Origin of the sequence: Pseudomonas sp. HR1, from assembly GCF_030175875.1 — a bacterium.
Taxonomy (GTDB): Bacteria; Pseudomonadota; Gammaproteobacteria; order Pseudomonadales; family Pseudomonadaceae; genus Chryseomonas; species Chryseomonas oryzihabitans.
This window is the reverse complement of the sequence record NZ_JASNRF010000004.1, coordinates 426,336-443,137: the sequence shown is the minus strand read 5'-3', so window position 1 is coordinate 443,137 and position 16,802 is coordinate 426,336. Positions and strand designations below refer to the sequence as shown.

Annotated in this window: 12 protein-coding genes; 3 read left to right on the top strand and 9 right to left on the bottom strand. The window is 66.0% G+C overall.

What is annotated here, in order from left to right; all coding sequences use genetic code 11:
• Nucleotides 1-74: 74 nt before the first annotated feature.
• From QKY98_RS17335 to aptA, 3 genes are all read right to left on the bottom strand, one after another.
• Nucleotides 75-812 (bottom strand): hypothetical protein, encoded by a 738-nt coding sequence (locus tag QKY98_RS17335; RefSeq protein WP_108581171.1) that lies wholly within the window; start codon nucleotides 810-812, stop codon nucleotides 75-77.
• Between the two features lie 91 nt (nucleotides 813-903).
• Nucleotides 904-2,397, bottom strand: a complete 1,494-nt coding sequence (locus tag QKY98_RS17330; protein ID WP_284671323.1) for a CoA-acylating methylmalonate-semialdehyde dehydrogenase — start codon at nucleotides 2,395-2,397, stop codon at nucleotides 904-906.
• A gap of 56 nt (nucleotides 2,398-2,453) precedes the next feature.
• Nucleotides 2,454-3,800: an omega-aminotransferase AptA gene (gene aptA, locus QKY98_RS17325; protein ID WP_284671322.1), complete on the bottom strand. Its 1,347-nt coding sequence runs from the start codon at nucleotides 3,798-3,800 to the stop codon at nucleotides 2,454-2,456.
• A gap of 479 nt (nucleotides 3,801-4,279) precedes the next feature.
• Between aptA and QKY98_RS17320 the strand changes: the two genes are divergently transcribed.
• A complete protein-coding gene (locus QKY98_RS17320; protein ID WP_044340917.1) occupies nucleotides 4,280-5,278 on the top strand; it encodes an acyltransferase family protein in 999 nt (332 codons plus the stop codon).
• A 62-nt stretch (nucleotides 5,279-5,340) separates the two neighbouring features.
• Nucleotides 5,341-6,261 (top strand): LysR family transcriptional regulator, encoded by a 921-nt coding sequence (locus QKY98_RS17315; RefSeq protein ID WP_027598001.1) that lies wholly within the window; start codon nucleotides 5,341-5,343, stop codon nucleotides 6,259-6,261.
• On the opposite strand, the gene QKY98_RS17310 is transcribed toward QKY98_RS17315, so the two are convergent.
• Nucleotides 6,258-6,986, bottom strand: a complete 729-nt coding sequence (locus QKY98_RS17310) for an SDR family oxidoreductase (RefSeq protein WP_284671321.1) — start codon at nucleotides 6,984-6,986, stop codon at nucleotides 6,258-6,260. The genes QKY98_RS17315 and QKY98_RS17310 overlap by 4 nt on opposite strands.
• Nucleotides 6,987-7,149: 163 nt before the next feature.
• Between QKY98_RS17310 and QKY98_RS17305 the strand changes: the two genes are divergently transcribed.
• Nucleotides 7,150-8,052 carry a LysR family transcriptional regulator gene (locus QKY98_RS17305; protein ID WP_027598003.1) on the top strand — a complete coding sequence of 301 codons (903 nt, stop codon included), beginning with the start codon at nucleotides 7,150-7,152 and terminating at the stop codon, nucleotides 8,050-8,052.
• Nucleotides 8,053-8,403: 351 nt separating this feature from the next.
• Here the strand turns inward: QKY98_RS17305 and QKY98_RS17300 are convergent, their stop codons facing one another.
• From QKY98_RS17300 to tkt, 5 genes are all read right to left on the bottom strand, one after another.
• Entirely contained in the window at nucleotides 8,404-9,222 is an 819-nt protein-coding gene (locus QKY98_RS17300; protein ID WP_284671320.1) for an HAD family hydrolase, read from the bottom strand.
• Nucleotides 9,204-10,760 carry a glucose-6-phosphate dehydrogenase gene (gene zwf / locus QKY98_RS17295; RefSeq protein WP_284671319.1) on the bottom strand — a complete coding sequence of 519 codons (1,557 nt, stop codon included), beginning with the start codon at nucleotides 10,758-10,760 and terminating at the stop codon, nucleotides 9,204-9,206. Before zwf ends, QKY98_RS17300 begins: the two co-directional genes overlap by 19 nt.
• A gap of 83 nt (nucleotides 10,761-10,843) precedes the next feature.
• Nucleotides 10,844-11,821: a phosphogluconate dehydrogenase (NAD(+)-dependent, decarboxylating) gene (gnd, locus tag QKY98_RS17290; RefSeq protein WP_007160419.1), complete on the bottom strand. Its 978-nt coding sequence runs from the start codon at nucleotides 11,819-11,821 to the stop codon at nucleotides 10,844-10,846.
• Nucleotides 11,822-11,839: 18 nt separating this feature from the next.
• Nucleotides 11,840-14,659 carry a bifunctional transaldolase/phosoglucose isomerase gene (locus QKY98_RS17285; RefSeq protein ID WP_284671318.1) on the bottom strand — a complete coding sequence of 940 codons (2,820 nt, stop codon included), beginning with the start codon at nucleotides 14,657-14,659 and terminating at the stop codon, nucleotides 11,840-11,842.
• Nucleotides 14,656-16,740 carry a transketolase gene (gene tkt, locus QKY98_RS17280; RefSeq protein ID WP_284671317.1) on the bottom strand — a complete coding sequence of 695 codons (2,085 nt, stop codon included), beginning with the start codon at nucleotides 16,738-16,740 and terminating at the stop codon, nucleotides 14,656-14,658. The genes QKY98_RS17285 and tkt overlap by 4 nt, the downstream gene beginning before the upstream one ends.
• Between the last annotated feature and the right edge of the window lie 62 nt (nucleotides 16,741-16,802).

Sequence of the window (16,802 nt, the reverse complement as noted above, 5' to 3'; positions counted from 1 at the left end):
TGCCGGATGCTGCGCAGTGCCGCTGGCGGCGGCGCGCTCCACTCTCGACTCTAGGGGACGCCTGGTCGAAGGCGCTACTGCACCGGCAGGAAATTGATGAACAGCAGACTCTGGGCGTAGTTGACGCCGATGCGCCGATAGCGCTCGTCCAGCAACTGGGCGAGCAGGTCCAGGCGGGCGACGATCTTGCCGAATTCGGTGGCGAAGCTGAGGTTGCTGCCCTCCTCCGAGATCTCGTTGGCGAACAGCAGGGGTTCGCCCGCGGCGTTCTTGCGCTGGCCGAGCAGCCAGGTGGCCTTCTCGATGTTGCGCGCGGCGTTGTTGACGAAGCGCGCATCCACCACGTCGGTGATGTAGAACTCGGTGCGATTGCCGTGGGCGGCGATGATCATGCTGCCGATGGCATAGATGAAGGCGCCGACGCGATCCCCGCGGTAGTCATCACCCAGCACGTAGCTCAGGGCCGCCACGTCCTTGCGTCCGTCCAGCGCCGGCAGGCTGCGCCGCTGTTCGATGGCCATACGGATTTCGCGCTCGGCACTGGCCGCATCGGGCAGCCCGGTCTTTTTCCATTCGGCCGGATTGCGCAGATAGAGCTTGTTCATCAGCAGATAGAGGCTCTGCAGATTGGCCTGCATGGCGAGGGTGGCCATGCGGTCGGAGCTGGTCTGCAGGAATTCGCTGGGGCGGGTCTTGCCGAATTGCCGGGCGATGTCCTGGGCGGACTGACTGGTGCAACCGGCCAGGCTCGCGAGCAGCAGGCCAATCACACACCCGAGACGGGCGACGGCTGTGAAGGGGGTGGCAGACATGGGGACTTCGGCGGCTGGGGGCAGCCGAAGGGTAAAGCCTTCCCTGGCCGGCCTGCTGTGCGGCAGGCCAAGGAATGGGCTTTTCTAGCGGTCAGCCGTTGCTGGGAAAGGCGAATTGCGAAGCCTCCTGGGCCTCGCGCTGCGGCCAGCGCTGGGTGATGGTCTTGCGACGGGTGTAGAAGCGCACGCCGTCGGGGCCGTAGGCGTGGAGGTCGCCGAACAGCGAGCGTTTCCAGCCGCCGAAGCTGTGATAGGCCACCGGTACCGGCAGGGGTACGTTGATGCCGACCATGCCCACTTCGATCTGATCGGCGAACAGCCGTGCCGCTTCGCCGTCGCGGGTGAAGATGCAGGTGCCGTTGCCGTATTCGTGGGCGTTGATCAGGGCGATACCCTCTGCAAGGCTCTTGACCCGCACCACGCAGAGCACCGGGCCAAAGATCTCTTCCTTGTAGATGCGCATCTCCGGGGTGACCTGATCGAACAGGCAGCCGCCGAGGAAGAAGCCGTCTTCATGGTCGGCGACCTTGAGGCTGCGGCCGTCCACTACCAGCTTGGCGCCCGCGGCGACGCCGTCGACGACATAGCCGGTGACCTTGTCCAGGTGCGCGCCGGTGACCAGCGGCCCCATGTCCAGGCCGCACTGGGTGCCCGGGCCGACCTTGAGCTTTTCGATCTCCGGCACCAGCCGGGCGATCAGGGCATCGGCGACCTGGTCACCGACACAGACCGCCACCGAGATGGCCATGCAGCGTTCGCCGCAGGAGCCGTAGGCGGCGCCCATCAGCGCATTGACGGTGTTGCCGAGGTCGGCGTCCGGCATGACCACCGCATGGTTCTTGGCGCCGCCCAGCGCCTGGACGCGCTTGCCCTTGGCGGTGCCGCGGGCATAGATGTATTCGGCGATGGGGGTGGAGCCGACAAAGCTCAGCGCCTTGACCTCGGGGGCGTCGATCAGGCCGTCCACGACTTCCTTGTCGCCATGCACCACGTTGAGCACGCCCTTGGGCAGACCCGCTTCCTCGAACAGCTGGGCGATGGCCAGAGTGGAGCTGGGATCGCGCTCGCTGGGCTTCAGGATGAAGGTGTTGCCGCAGGCGATGGCCAGCGGATACATCCACAGCGGCACCATGGCCGGGAAGTTGAAGGGGGTGATGCCGGCCACCACGCCCAGGGGCTGGAAGTCGGACCAGGTGTCGATGCTCGGACCGGCATTGCGGTTGTATTCGCCCTTGAGCAATTCGGGCGCGGCGGTGGCGTATTCGACGTTCTCGATGCCACGGCGCAATTCGCCGGCGGCGTCTTCCAGGGTCTTGCCGTGCTCTTCGCTGATCAGCTGCACCAGGCGCTCTTCGTTGCTTTCCAGCAGTTGCTTGAAGCGGAACAGCACCTGGGCACGCTTGGCCGGCGGGGTGTTGCGCCAGGCCGGAAAGGCGGCCTGGGCGGCATCGATGGCCTGTTGCAGGGTAGCGGCATCGGCCAGGGGCACTTCGCGGATCACCGCGCCGGTGGAGGGGTTGTAGACCGGTGCGCGGCGGCTGCCGCCGTCGACCAGTTGGCCGCCGATGAGATGCTTGAGGCTCATGAGGGACTCCTTGTACAAGAGGTGGGCGCTCCGCGGCGGGAGCGCTGAAAAAGGGATCAGTCGAGGCGATTGAGGACGTCACCGACGGCGGCGAAGACGCGGTCCAGGTCCTCGATCTTGGCGTTGAAGGTGGGCCCGAATTGCAGGGTGTCGCCGCCGAAGCGGACATAGAAACCGGCCTTCCACAGGGCGATGCCGGCCTCGAACGGGCGGATCACCGCATCGCCATCGCGCGGGGCGAGTTGCAGGGCGCCAGCCAGGCCGCAGTTGCGGATGTCCACCACGTGCTTGGCGCCCTTGAGGCCATGCAGCGAAGCTTCGAACTTGGGCGCCAGCTCGGCGGCCTGTTGCACCAGGTTCTCCCGCTCCATCAGCTCCAGCGCGGCCAGGCCGGCGGCGCAGGCCACCGGATGGGCCGAGTAGGTGTAGCCATGGGGGAATTCCACCATGTGTTCGGGCGTGGCCTGGTTCATGAAGGTGTCGTAGATGGCACTGCTGGCGATCACCGCGCCCAGGGGCACGGCGCCGTTGGTGACCTGCTTGGCCACGTTCATGAGGTCCGGCGTCACGCCGAAGAACTCGGCGCCGGTGTGGCGGCCCATGCGGCCAAAGGCGGTGATGACCTCGTCGAAGATCAGCAGGATGTCGTGCTGGGTGCAGATCTCGCGCAGGCGCTGCAGATAGCCCACCGGCGGCACGATCACCCCGGCCGAGCCGGACATGGGCTCGACGATGACGGCGGCGATGTTGGAGGCATCGTGCAGCTCGATCAGCTTGAGCAGCTCGTTGGCCAGCTCCACGCCACCGGTCTCGGCCATGCCCCTGGTGAAGGCCATGCCGGGCTGCAGGGTGTGCGGCAGGTGGTCGACGTCCATGAAGGAGCCATACAGCTTCCGGTTGCCGCCGATGCCACCCAGGCTGGTGCCGGCGATGTTGACGCCGTGATAGCCGCGGGCCCGGCCGATCAGCTTGGTCTTGGCCGGCTGGCCCTTGATGCGCCAGTAGGCCCGCGCCAGCTTGACCGAGGTATCAGCGCTCTCGGAGCCCGAACCGGTGAAGAAGACATGATCGAGACCGGCCGGAGTCAGTTCGGCCATCTTCTCGGCCAGTTGGAAGGACAGCGGATGGCCGTACTGGAAGCCCGGCGAATAGTCGAGGGTGCCCAGCTGCCGTGCCACGGCCTCCTGGATCTCCTTGCGCGAGTGACCGGCGCCACAGGTCCAGAGGCCGGAGAGACTGTCATAGATGCGTCGGCCCTGATCGTCCGTCAGCCAACTGCCCTCAGCGGCCACCACGATGCGCGGGTCCTTCTGGAAGGCGCGATTGGCGGTGAAGGGCATCCAGTGGGCGCGCAGGTTGAGCGAGGCAGCGACGGGCGGGGAAACGGTCAGCGGCTGGTTCATGACAGGGTCTCGGGCGGTGAAGTCGAGTCTGCAGAGTGCGCCCGGTTTTGCGTGAGTTAAAGGGTTTTTTTCTCGCGCTTGGATATCTTGAAACTCACCTTATTGGCGAGAGTCCTCAACCAATCGAGACTTTCTTGCAGGGGAAAACGTCTCTCATTAGTCGGAGACTGGAATGGATGAAACCCCCTTTCCAGAGGCGATCATCCGTGCCAACTCTGCACCGCCGAAACATCTTGAAACCAAGAAAATTGATTAGTAATCAGTGACTTGCCTGAAAAACTTTAAGCTGGCCGCCTGCCACCGTAGTCCCGTGGCGCAGAGGCCCCCTCGCCTCACCTCTTTTCCCGGCGCGTAGTCCTGCCGGGCGCGGTAGCCTGTCCGCCGTCTCTACCGCGCATTCAATCTTCCGCTTTCGCTAACCCGTGCCCCTCTCCCGAGGCAGAGCGCGTGGTTTACCTATTCCCCAAGGAAACCTCTCCATGCTGATTCAGCTCAACTGGATCCGCGGCCTGGCGGCCGTTCTCATCGTTTTCCACCACATGACCGTGGGCAGCTACCAGACCACCGAACACCAGCAGATCGCCCTGAATCTGCTGTCGCTGGAAACCACCTGCATCTTCGTCACCCTGTCCGGCTTCTTCTTTCGCTACAACCTCGGCAAATACAGCTACCAGGTCTACCTGAGCAAGAAGCTGCAGAACGTCATCCTGCCCTACCTCCTGATCTCGATCCCCGCCGTGCTGCTCTATGTCTCCGGACTCAAGCAGGAACACGAATGGATCGACATGAACGCCTTCCATGACTGGCCACCCTTCGCCCAGACCGCCCTGCTGCTGGCCACCGGCGCCCACCTCGGTCCGTTGTGGTTCATTCCCGCGCTGACGCTGATCTTCCTGCTCGCGCCGGTCCTGGAGTGGATCGTCAAGCGCGGCCTGCTGCCGGCCGCGACCATGATCGGCCTGCTGTATTTCCTGGTGTCCGACCGTCCGGCCAACGATGCCGATCCGCTGCTGGCGGCGCTGCATTTCCTGCCGATCTACCTCTGCGGCATGCTGGCCTGCGAACAGCGCGAGCGCCTGCAACGACCCCAGGCGCGCTACTGGCTGCTGGCGGCCCTGGTACTGCTGAGTGGCGCGGCGGTGCTCGACAGCGCCTTCTACGGCCTGCAGAAACTGGCGCTGTGCCTGCTGCTGTTCGCCGTCTTCAGCCAGCGGGTCAAGACGCCGGAACGTGCCGACAGCCGCCTGGCCAAGGGCATGGCCCTGCTCGGCGCCTACAGCTTCGCCATCTACTTCCTGCACGGCTACCTGGCTGGCGCCTACCGGGTGTTGGGGCGCCTGCTGGGTGAGCAGAATTTCGCCCAGTACCTGGGGACCCGCCTGTGCCTGACGCTGATCACCCTGCTCTGCTGCATCGCCGCGGTCTGGGTGGTCAAGCAGGTCACCCAGCAGCGCAGCCGGGTGCTGATCGGCGCCTGAAGCCGGTCGCTGGCGCCGATCCCGACGGCGCCTTATGCTGTGCCGCATTTGCGGTGGCAGCCATGAAGACGACGCGCAAGGCCCTGCTCGCCCAGGTCGGCGATTTCGAGATCCGCCTGCTGCGACTGTTCAAGACCGTGGTGGAATGCGGCAGCTTCACCGCTGCCGAAGGCCGGCTGGGCATCACCCGCTCGGCCATCAGCCTGCACATGAACGATCTGGAAAAACGCCTTGGCATGCGCCTCTGCCAGCGCGGGCGCGCCGGTTTCTCCCTGACCGACGAAGGCCGCGAGGTGCTCAAGGCGAGCCAGTCGCTGTTCGCCGCCCTGGAAGGCTTTCGCAGCGAGGTCAACCAGTTGCACCAGCACCTGCGCGGCGAGCTGAACCTGGGCATCATCAACAACCTGGTGACCCAGCCGCGCATGCGCATCACCCATGCCCTGGCCGCGCTCAAGCGCGCCGCGCCGGGGGTGGTGGTCAACATCGGCATGACCCTGCCCGGCGAAATCGAGACCGGCGTGCTCGACGGCCATCTGCACCTGGGCGTGCTGCCGCTGATCAACGCCCTGGCCGGGCTGGACTACCTGCCGCTCTACGAAGAGCGCGCCCTGCTCTATTGCAGCCGGGCCCATCCACTGTTCGCGGTGGCCGATGCGGCGCTGGACGAGAGCGTCCTGGCCGCCCAGGACGCGGTCGGCCCCAATCATCTGCTCAACCAGGACGGCCACGAGCGCCATGCCGCGCTGAATTGCACGGCGCGGGCCTCGGATCGCGAAGGCGTGGCCTTCCTTATCCTCACCGGCTGCTACATCGGCTACCTGCCCGACCACGTGGCCCAGCCCTGGGTGGTGCAAGGACAACTGCGCGCCCTCAATCCCGAACGCTTCCATTTCGACACCACCCTGGCCGCCGTCACCCGCAAGGGTCGGCGACCGAATCTGGTGCTGGAGCGCTTTCTCGAAGCCCTGGCCGAAACGGTCTAGTTGGCGCTGCGGGTCGGACGGACGACGATCTCGTTGACGTCCACGTCGTCCGGCTGCTCGATGGCGTAGCGCACCGCGCGGCCGATGGCATCGGGTTGCAGGGCGATGGCGCGGTAGCTGTCCATCATCGCCCGGGCGGCGGGATCGGTGATGGTGGAGGCCAGCTCGCTTTCCACCACGCCCGGATGGATGCAGGTGACCCGCAGATCTTCACGTTCCTGGCGCAGGCCTTCGGAGATCGACCGCACCGCATGCTTGGTGGCGCAATAGACCGCCGCCGTGGGCACCACCGACAGGGCGCCGATGGAGCCCAGGTTGATGATGTGTCCGGCGCCGCGGGCGGTGAATTCCGGCAGCACCGCGGCGATGCCGTTGAGCACGCCCTTGATGTTGACGTCGACCATCTGCATCCACTCTGCGGTCTTGAGCGAGGCCAGGGGCGACAGCGGCATGATGCCGGCGTTGTTGACGATGACGTCCACCCGGCCCCAGCGTTCGCGCGCCGCTTGGGCGAAGGCGGCCACGTCGGCGCTGTCGGTGACGTCCAGTCGGCGGCAGGCGGCCTCGCCGCCCGCAGCGTTGATCTCGGCCGCCAGGGCTTCCAGCCGCTCACTGCGGCGGGCACCGAGCAGGAGCTTGCAGCCGGCCGCGCCCAGTTCGCGCGCGATGCCCGCACCTATGCCACTGGAAGCGCCGGTGATGAGTACGACCTTGTCGATAGCCATGGAGTGTTCCTCTCGAAATGGGATGGTTTGCCCGGACGATCTGCTCGTCGGCTGCCTGCCCTGTCGGCACGGCGCCCTTACAGGCTTGCCACCACCTTAGCGAGGGGTCATTGTCGTGATAACTCCCCCCTTCCCTGACTGCCATGGTTAGCTGGACTTACCAATGCCTACCGATCTGAATCTGCTCAAGGTCTTCACCGTGGTGGCCACGGCCGAGAATTTTCGTGTGGCGGCGGATCGCCTGGGCGTCAGTCGCTCGGCGGTCAGCCAGGCCATTCGCCGTCTGGAAGACGAATTGGGCAGTTCACTGGTCCAGCGCACCACCCGCAGCGTGCGTCTTACCGAAGCGGGCGAACGCCTGCAGCGACAGGTCGCCGGACCCCTGGCCGGGCTGCTGGGTGCCCTGGAAGACGCCAGTCACGCCGGCCCTCCGCGCGGATTGTTGCGGGTCGCGGTCACCTCCATCGCCGAGCGCTTTCTCGACGGGCCGTTGCTGGCCAGCTTTGTCGAGGCCTATCCGGAGGTGACCCTGGACATCACCGTCACCGACGAGGAATTCGATATCGTCGCGCGGGGTTTCGATGCCGGCGTGCGACTGGGCGAGGTGATCGAGCAGGACATGATCGCCATCCCGGTGACCGGGGCGCAGCGCGAGGTGGCGGTGGCGACGCCGGCCTACTTCGCCCGCCACGGGCGGCCGCGGCACCCGCGCGACCTGGCGGACCACCGCTGCATCGGCTGGCGTCCGGCTCCGGAGGTGGCGCCCTGGCGCTGGGAATTCAGCGAGGACGGCCGCGCCTTCGACGTGGCCGTTTCGCCGCGGATCACCACCAACGACATGCTGCTGATGGTGCGCACCGCCCTGGCCGGCGGCGGCATCACCTTTGGCATGGAGGACACCTTCCGGCCCTATCTGGCACGTGGTGAACTGGAGCGGGTGCTGGACGACTATCTGCCGCCCTTTCCCGGCTTCTACCTCTACTATCCGAACCGCCACAACCTGGCGCCCAAGCTGCGGGCACTGGTGGAGCATGTGCGGGGGTTCAGGGAGCAGAAGGAGGGGTAGCGCGGGGTTTGGGCTACCCTCACCCCGGCCCTCTCCCGGAGGGAGAGGGGGCGCCCGCCTGATACCGCGTAGCGTGGAAAACGTCGCAGCCTTTTCCACATGAAGCTAATTCAGACCTGTCGGGCCTCGGCGATGGAGCCGCCGCAACCCGACCTACGTACCCTTTAGGTTGGGTTGAGCAAAGCGAAGCCCAACCTCACCCATCAGGCCGTAGTGTGGAAAACGGCGCAGCCTTTTCCACCTGGAGCTAATTCAGACCTGTTGGGCTTCGACGGTGGAGCTGTCTCAACCCAACCTACAGGACAAGCAGGTTGGGTTGAGCGCAGCGAAGCCCAACCTCACCAACAGCCATCAGGTCCCCAGGATCCACTGATCGATGGCCTGAGCCAGGCCATCTTCCTGGTTGCTGGCCGTCACCCGGTCGGCTGCTTCGCGCACCGCCGCCGTGGCCTGGCCCATGGCGATGGCCAGGCCCGCCTGGCGGAACATGGGCACGTCGTTGCTGCCATCGCCGATGGCCGCGGTGCGCGCCACGGGCACGCCCGCGGCCTGGGCCAGTTCGATCAGGGCGTCGCCCTTGTTGGCCTTGGGATGGGTGATGTCCAGGTAATAGAGCTGGGAGCGCAGCACCGTGGCGCCCTCCCCCAATCGCTCACCCAGTTCGCCCTCCAGGGCTTCCAGGCCGGCGTGATCGCTGCCGGCGGCGACGATCTTGTCGACGCGATCCAGGTAGGGTTCGAAGGAGTCCACCACGGTCGGTCCATAGCCCAGTGCCCGGGTCTCGCGGGGGACGTAGGGCCCCTCCCCGTCGCGGGTCAGCCAGAGGTCGTCGGCGAACAACCAGACTTCGAAGGCCTCGCGATCCAGGCGCTCCAGCACCTGACGCGTCACCTGCTCGGCGAGGCGGTGGGCGCGGATCAGGGTGCCGTCCGCTTCCACCAGATTGCCGCCGTTGAAACCGGCTACCGCCTGGTCAATGCCCAGTTGCCGCACCAGCGGCAGCAACGCCCGCGGCGGGCGACTGCTGACCAGGGTAATGGCCTTGCCGGCCGCCTGCAGGCGCTCGACGGCGGCGATCACCGCCTCGCTCAGGCTCTTATCGTCACGCACCAGGGTGCCGTCGATATCCGACACCAGCAGGTCGATGGGGATCAGGTCAGCGGATGCCATGAGCGGCCGTCCTTCTGCAGGAGTTCATCGGCACCGGCGGGACCAGCACTGCCCGCGGCGTAGCTTTCCACTTCGCCGCCCTGTTGCCAGGCGTCGAGGAAGGGTTGCACGGCGCGCCAGCCGTTCTCGATGTTGTCGGCGCGCTGGAACAGGGTCTGGTCGCCGATCAGGGAGTCATAGATCAGGGTTTCGTAGCCGGTGGAGGGCTGCATCTCGAAGAAATCGCTGTAGGCGAAGCCCATGCGGATGTTCTCCAGTTCCACCAGGGGTCCCGGGCGCTTGGCATGGAAGTCGAACCACATGCCTTCGTCGGGCTGGATCTGGATGATCAGGTAGTTGGGCCGCATCCGGTCGATCTTGGTGTCGCGGAACTGGGCATAGGGCGCGTGCTTGAAGCAGATGGCGATCTCGGTATCACGCGCGGTCAGGCGCTTGCCAGTGCGCAGGTAAAAAGGCACCCCGGCCCAGCGCCAGTTGTCGACGAACAGCTTGAGCGCCACATAGGTCTCGGTCTGGCTCTCGGGATCGACCCGCTCTTCCTCGCGATAGCCTTTGACGGGCTTGTCGTTCATCGTCCCGGCGGCGTACTGGCCACGTACCGAGTTGGCCAGGGCCTCCTCGGTGGTCTGGGGACGGATGGCGCCGACCACCTTGGCCTTCTCGTCGCGCACCGAGGTGGCGTTGAAGGAGGCCGGCGGCTCCATGGCGACCATGGCCAGCAGCTGGAACAGGTGGTTGGGTACCATGTCCCTGAGGGTACCGGTCTTCTCGTAGAAATCGCCCCGCGACTCCACGCCCACGGTCTCGGCCGCGGTGATCTGCACATGGTCGATGTAGTGGTTGTTCCAGAACGACTCGAACAGGGCGTTGGAGAACCGACTGACCAGGATGTTCTGCACCGTCTCCTTGCCCAGGTAGTGGTCGATTCTATAGATCTGCTTTTCCTCCATGTTCGTCAGCAGGCGCTGGTTGAGCGCCTGGGCACTGGCCAGGTCGGCGCCAAAGGGCTTTTCCACCACCAGCCGGCGGTAGGCGTCTTCACGCTCTTCCAGCAGTCCGGCCTTGCCCAGGCGCTCGGCGACGTCGCCGAAGAAGCGCGCGGCGGTAGCCAGGTAGAAGACGGCGTTGTCGGTGTCGGCCTGGGCGATGCGCTCGCCCACCGCCTGGTAGGTGGCGTCTTCGAGGAAGTCGCCCTGCAAATAGCGGATGCGCCCGCGCAGCTGGCCCCAGAGATCGGCATCCAGCGCCTCGTCCCGGGACTTGCCCTTGGCTTCGGCCTGGTCGCGGATGAAGGCTTCCAGCCGGTCGGCGAAACCTTCGTCGGTGTTGGGATTGTGATCGACGCCGATGATCTGCGTGCGGTCGTCGAGCAGACCATCGCGCAGGAGGTTGTACAGCGAGGGGATCAGCAGTCGCTTGACCAGGTCGCCATTGGCGCCGAACAGAAAGAGCGTGGCCGGCGGTGCGGTGGGTGCCTTGGTGCAGGAGCGGCGCTCCTGGGCGGCGGTGCTGGGGGTGACGGCAGGAGAATCGGTCATGACAGGGCCTTATCCGCGAGGGCGGCTGATGCCGTCCCCCGGGACGCGGCCCGTGGCCGCTCCACAGGGGAACGGCCGGGGTTTTATTGCGGGATTTCGACGTGGCCGCCGAAGCCGAATCTCATGGCCGACAGCAGCTTGTCGGCGTAGGTGGCTTGCTGGCGGGAGCGGAAACGCGCATAGAGGGCGGCGGACAGGACGTTGACCGGTACCGCTTCCTCGATGGCCGCCTCGATGGTCCAGCGACCTTCGCCGCTGTCGGCCACGGAGCCGGAGAATTTCTCCAGGGCGACGTCGCCGGCCAGGGCCTGGGCGGTCAGGTCCAGCAGCCAGGAAGACACCACGCTGCCACGGCGCCAGACCTCGGCGATGTCGGCCAGGTCCAGGTCGAAGCGCTCGTCTTCCGGCAGCTTGTCGCTGTTCTTCATCTTGAGGATGTCGAAGCCTTCGGCATAGGCCTGCATCAGGCCGTATTCGATGCCGTTGTGCACCATCTTGACGAAGTGACCGGAACCGGCCGGACCGGTGAAGATGAAGCCACGCTCGGCACGCTCGTCCGGGGCGTTGCGGCCACGGGTACGCTCGATGCTGCCATAACCGGGGGCCAGGGCTTCGAAGATGGGCTCCAGGCGCTCGACGGCTTCGGACTTGCCGCCGATCATCATGCAGTAGCCGCGCTCCAGGCCCCAGACGCCACCGGAGGTGCCGACGTCGACGTAGTCGATGCCCTTCTCGGCCAGGGTCTTGGCACGACGGATGTCGTCCTTGTAGTAGGTGTTACCACCATCGATGATGACGTCGCCGGGAGCCAGGCGGTCGGCCAGCTCGGCGATGGTCTGCTCGGTCGGCTCGCCGGCCGGCAGCATGACCCAGATGGCCCGCGGCTGAGCCAGGGCGGCGATGACACCGTCCAGGCTATCGGCGGTGACGGCGCCTTCCTTGCCGAGGCCGGCCACGGTTTCGGCACTGCGGTCATAGACCGCGACTTCATGCCCATGCTTCATCAAACGCCGTGCGATGTTGCCGCCCATGCGGCCCAGTCCGATGATTCCCAATTGCATGCTGATGACTCCTTGAGGTCAGGCGACCGCCGCCTCGACCAGTTCGACGATTTGTTGCAGGCCGGCGTCGATGTCGCCGCCCTTGATATGCACGCGCAGGTAGCGCCGTCCCCGTTCGGCCAGCACCTCGAGGTCGCCCTTGGCCTGGGCGGCCTCGACGACACCAAAGCTCAGACTCCGCCCTGGAATCTCCAGGTCGTTCTGGGCATCGGCGGTAATCTGGATGAACACACCCGAGTTCGGACCGCCCTTGTAGGCCTGTCCGGTGGAGTGCAGAAAGCGGGGGCCGAAGCCGCCGACGGTCGCTACGCGCTTGCTGTCGCGAATGCTATCACGCATGGCGCTCAAGGCCTCCTCATGCACGACATTGCGCTCGAGATAGGCCAGTACGGCGAGATAGTCGCCGGGCTGCAGGCGCGCCAGGTGCGCCTTGATCGCCGCGCGGGCGGTGTCCTGCCCCTGCAGGTCGGCATCGCCGAACAGGGCCAGAGTACCCTCCTCAAGCAGCGGCTCGTCGCCGGCGAGACGCCCTTCGCGTTCGTAGCCGTCGGTAAGGGCGCGGGTCTTGATCTTGCTGGCTTCCACGTCGGGCTGATCGAAGGGATTGATGCCGATGACGGCACCGGCCACCTCGGTCGCCACCTCCCAGCGGAAGAATTCCTGGCCGATCAGTTCGGCGCGGGCGAGACGGATGTCCACCACCGGATGCCCGGCTGCGGCCAGGGCTTGCAGGCGACGGTCGCGCTCGGCGTCTTCTTCGCCCGCCAGCACTAGGCTAACGAACACCCGATCCGCCCCATAGACGGCTGGCTCGCCGAGCGGCTCCAGGTCCACCGGGATGATGCCCTTGCCCTGCTTGCCGGTGCTCTCGGCGAGCAGCTGCTCCAGCCAGGCGCCCAGGCTGGCGACACCCGGCGAGGCGATCAGGGTGACCTTGTCGCGTCCGGCACGCACCGCCTCGCCCAGGACCACGCCCAGGCGAATGCCGGGATTGATGGCAGGCGGCGCACTGGGGCTACAGGCCAGCACCATGGGCTGGGTCACCTGGAAGAAATCGGCCACCGAATGGCCGAGCAGCGCCAGGGGCACCATGCCGAATACCGACAGCACCGAATAGCGTCCACCGATATGGGGATCGCCCTGGAAAATAGCCCGGTAGCCCTCGGCCGTGGCACTGGCTTCGAGCTTGGAGCCGGGATCGGTAATGGCGACGAAGCGCCGCTGGGCTGCTTCCGCACCCAGGGCCTGCTCGACGGCCTGGTGGAAATAGGCGCGCAGGATTTCCGGCTCCAGGGTCGAGCCGGATTTGCTCGAAACCAGGAACAGCGTCCGGTGCAGGTCCAGTTGCTCTTCCAAGGCGGCGATCTGCGCCGGATCGGTGGAATCGAGCACCTTGAGCGTGAGCCCGCCTGTCGCGGTACCCAGGGTATTGGCCAGCACTTCCGGACCCAGGCTCGAACCGCCCATGCCTAGGAGCACCACGGTATCCAGGCCCTCTTGCCGGGCCGCTTCAGCCAGGGCTGCCAAGGCTTTGGGGTCAGCCTGACGGCCCTGGGCCGCGGCCAGCCAGCCGACCCACTGGTCTTCGTCGCGACCGGTCCAGAGCGAGGCATCGCCCTGCCACAGTCTACGGGACCAGCCTTCACGGCGTGCCGCGTCGAGACGCTTTTCCACCGCTTCATTCAGCGCATCGGGCAGACGATAGTCCGCGGTATTCAGGCGCTCACCCAGGAAATCGAGGCGCTTCTGGCCGACCGCGCCCAGCAGCGCATCGGCGGCGTCCTCGAACTGGCGGGCACCGTCCTTGACCAGCCGCTTGGCCACGCCATCCAGGTCCAGCCCGAAACGGGCGGTCGCATCCACCACGCGCTGCGCGGCTTCGATATCGGTGCTTAGCATGGGAGCCGCGGTGCCATGGTCACGGAAGGCGTCCATGGTCTTGGGCGGCATAGTGTTGACCGTATCCGGACCGATCAGCTGGTCGACATAGAGGGTATCGGGATAGGCCGGATCCTTGGAGCCGGTGGAGGCCCACAGCAGACGCTGCGGGCGCGCACCCTTGGCTTCCAGAACCTTCCAGCGCGGCGACTGGATCAGCCGCAGGTAGTCCTGATAGGCCAGCTTGGCGTTGGCGATGGCGATCTTGCCACGCAGCCCGCCCAGCTCGGCGTCCTCGCCCTTGCGCTCGTCGATCAGCTTGTCCAGCACGCCATCGACCCGGCTGATAAAGAAGCTCGCCACGCTGGCGAGACGGGAAATGTCTTCACCGCGATGCAGGCGGGCTTCCAGACCGGCGATATAGGCCTCCGCCACCGCCATATAAGCGTTGCGATCAAACAGCAGGGTCACATTGACGTTGATCCCCTCTTCGATCAGTTTGCGGATGGCCACGGCACCCTCGGGCGTACCCGGCACCTTGACCATGAGATTGGGCCGGTCCACCGCCTGCCAGAGGCGGCGCGCCTCTTCCAGGGTGGCACGGGTATCCAGCGCCAGATAGGGCGAGACCTCCAGGCTCACGTAGCCATCGCGGCCTTCGAGGCGATCGTAGACCGGCCGCAGGATGTCGGCGGCCTGCTGGATGTCCTCGATCGCCAGATGCTCATAGACATCCACCGGCTCGGCATCGGCCTTTTCCAGAAAGGCCTTGAGGCTGGCGTCGTAGTCACTGCCGTGCCCCATGGCCTTCTCGAAGATCGACGGGTTGGAGGTGACCCCGGTGAGGCCGTCACGCTCGATCAGCTTCTGCAGTTCACCCTTGGCGAGGAACTCGCGGCTGACGAAATCGAGCCAGACCGCCTGGCCCTGCTCCGTCAGCTGTTTGAGTGGATTGCTCATTTGGCACTCCCGGAGCGTTGTGCCTGTTCCTTGGCCAGCTTGACCACGTTGTCCACGGTGTAGCCGTATTTGGCCTGCAGCTTGCCGATGGGCGCCGAGGCGCCGAAGGTGCTCATGGTCACCGAGGCACCCTTGCGCCCGATATAGCGCTCCCAGCCGAGGGGACCGGCCTGCTCGATGGCGACGCGCCCTAGCACCTCGTCGGGCAGCACGGACTGCTTGTAGGCCTCGTCCTGCTCTTCGAACAATTCCCAGCAGGGCATGGAGACCACCCGTGCCTTGACCCCTTCGCCCTTGAGCTGCTCATAGGCCTGCATCGCCAGGCCCAATTCACTGCCGGTAGCCATGAGGATGACCTGGGGCTTGCCACCCTCGGCATCGGCCACCACGTAGGCACCCTGAGCGACCCCTTCGGCACTGGCGTACTTCGAACGATCCAGGGTCGGCAGCGGCTGGCGCGACAGCACCATGCAGGAGGGTCTGTTGGTCTGATGCAGGGCGATCTTCCAGGCCTGCACGGCTTCGTTGGCATCGCCCGGACGCAGGGTCAGCAGGCCCGGGGTGGCGCGCAGTTGCGCCAGGTGCTCGATGGGCTGGTGGGTCGGGCCGTCTTCACCGACGCCGATGGAGTCGTGGGTGAAAACGAACACCACGGGCAATTCCATGATGGACGCCAGGCGGATCGGCGGCTTCATGTAGTCGCTGAACACCAAGAAAGTGGCGGTGAAGCTGCGCAGGTAGCAGAGCGCCATGCCGTTGGCGATGGAGCCCATGGCATGCTCGCGGATGCCGAAGTGCATGTTGCGCCCCGAAGGCTCCCGCGCGGAAAAGCTGCCGGCGCCGTCGAACTTGAGGTTGGTCTTGGTGGACGGCGCCAGGTCGGCGGCGCCCCCGACCAGCCAGGGGATCTGCTCGGCGAAGGCGTTGAGCGCCTTGCCACCGGATTCGCGGGAGGCCACGCCCTTGGCGTCGGCGTCGAAGCTAGGCAGCTTGGCGTCCCAGCCTTCGGGCATCTCGCCGGCGCGCATGCGCTGGAGCTCGTCGGCACGGCGCGGATCGTCCTGGCGCAGACGGTCGAAGGCGCGATTCCAGTCTTCGTAGAGACCACTGGCACGTTCCAGCAGCGCATCACGCAGGTGATGACGGGCTTCTTCGGGCACCAGGAAATCGGCATCTTCCGGCCAGCCGTAGGCCTTCTTCGCCAGCTTGATCTCGTCCGCGCCCAGCGGCTCGCCGTGGGCCGCCGCGGTGTTCTGCTTGTTGGGTGCGCCATAGCCGATCAGGCTGTCGACCACGATCAGGGTCGGCTTGCCGGTGTTGCCCTTGAAGCGATGCAGGGCGGCGGCCAGGGCCTCGGCGTCGTTGGCATCCTTGACGTGCAGGGTGTGCCAGCCATAGCCACGGAAGCGCTCGGCCACGTCTTCGCTGAAGGCCAGCTCGGTGTGGCCCTCGATGCTGATGGTGTTGTTGTCGTAGATCCAGCAGAGGTTGTCCAGCCCCAGGTGGCCGGCCATGGACGCTGCCTCGCCAGTGACCCCTTCCATCATGTCGCCGTCGCCGCAGAGGACGTAGACGTCATAGTCGAACAGGGTCACGCCCGGCTGATTGAAACGCGCCGCCAGCCACTTCTGCGCCAGTGCCATGCCGACGCTGTTGCCGCAGCCCTGCCCCAGCGGACCGGTGGTGGTCTCGATGCCGGTGGTCATGCGGTACTCGGGGTGGCCCGGGGTCTTGGAATCCAGCTGGCGGAACTGCTTGATGTCCTCGAGGCTGACCGCTTCCTTGCCGGTCGCGGTGCCGTGCTCGTCGATCTCCTTGACGCCTGCGAGATGCAGCAACGAATAGAGCAGCATGGAGGCATGGCCGACCGACAGCACGAAGCGGTCGCGGTTAGGCCAGTCCGGATGCTCGGGGTGATAGCGGAGGAAGCGGCTCCACAGCGTATGACCGACCGGGGCCAGGGCCATCGGCGTACCAGGGTGGCCGGAGTTGGCCTTCTGTACCGCATCCATGGACAGGGTACGGATGGTATTGATGGTCAATAGGTCGGCGTTGGAGCTGGAAGGTGCGGTGGAACCCATGGCAAGCGTCCTCGTGCTGGCAGGCGCGCCACCCGCGGCAAAAACGGCAAGCACCGTCCATG

What these genes read in the sequence shown, in the direction of transcription:
- QKY98_RS17285 (WP_284671318.1), bottom strand. Translation starts at nt 14,659, where the DNA reads ATGAGCAATCCACTCAAACAGCTGACGGAGCAGGGCCAGGCGGTCTGG.
- tkt (WP_284671317.1), bottom strand. Translation starts at nt 16,740, where the DNA reads ATGGGTTCCACCGCACCTTCCAGCTCCAACGCCGACCTATTGACCATC.
- zwf (WP_284671319.1), bottom strand. Translation starts at nt 10,760, where the DNA reads ATGACCGATTCTCCTGCCGTCACCCCCAGCACCGCCGCCCAGGAGCGC.
- gnd (WP_007160419.1), bottom strand. Translation starts at nt 11,821, where the DNA reads ATGCAATTGGGAATCATCGGACTGGGCCGCATGGGCGGCAACATCGCA.
- QKY98_RS17335 (WP_108581171.1), bottom strand. Translation starts at nt 812, where the DNA reads ATGTCTGCCACCCCCTTCACAGCCGTCGCCCGTCTCGGGTGTGTGATT.
- QKY98_RS17315 (WP_027598001.1), top strand. Translation starts at nt 5,341, where the DNA reads ATGAAGACGACGCGCAAGGCCCTGCTCGCCCAGGTCGGCGATTTCGAG.
- QKY98_RS17320 (WP_044340917.1), top strand. Translation starts at nt 4,280, where the DNA reads ATGCTGATTCAGCTCAACTGGATCCGCGGCCTGGCGGCCGTTCTCATC.
- QKY98_RS17310 (WP_284671321.1), bottom strand. Translation starts at nt 6,986, where the DNA reads ATGGCTATCGACAAGGTCGTACTCATCACCGGCGCTTCCAGTGGCATA.
- QKY98_RS17305 (WP_027598003.1), top strand. Translation starts at nt 7,150, where the DNA reads ATGCCTACCGATCTGAATCTGCTCAAGGTCTTCACCGTGGTGGCCACG.
- QKY98_RS17300 (WP_284671320.1), bottom strand. Translation starts at nt 9,222, where the DNA reads ATGGCATCCGCTGACCTGATCCCCATCGACCTGCTGGTGTCGGATATC.
- aptA (WP_284671322.1), bottom strand. Translation starts at nt 3,800, where the DNA reads ATGAACCAGCCGCTGACCGTTTCCCCGCCCGTCGCTGCCTCGCTCAAC.
- QKY98_RS17330 (WP_284671323.1), bottom strand. Translation starts at nt 2,397, where the DNA reads ATGAGCCTCAAGCATCTCATCGGCGGCCAACTGGTCGACGGCGGCAGC.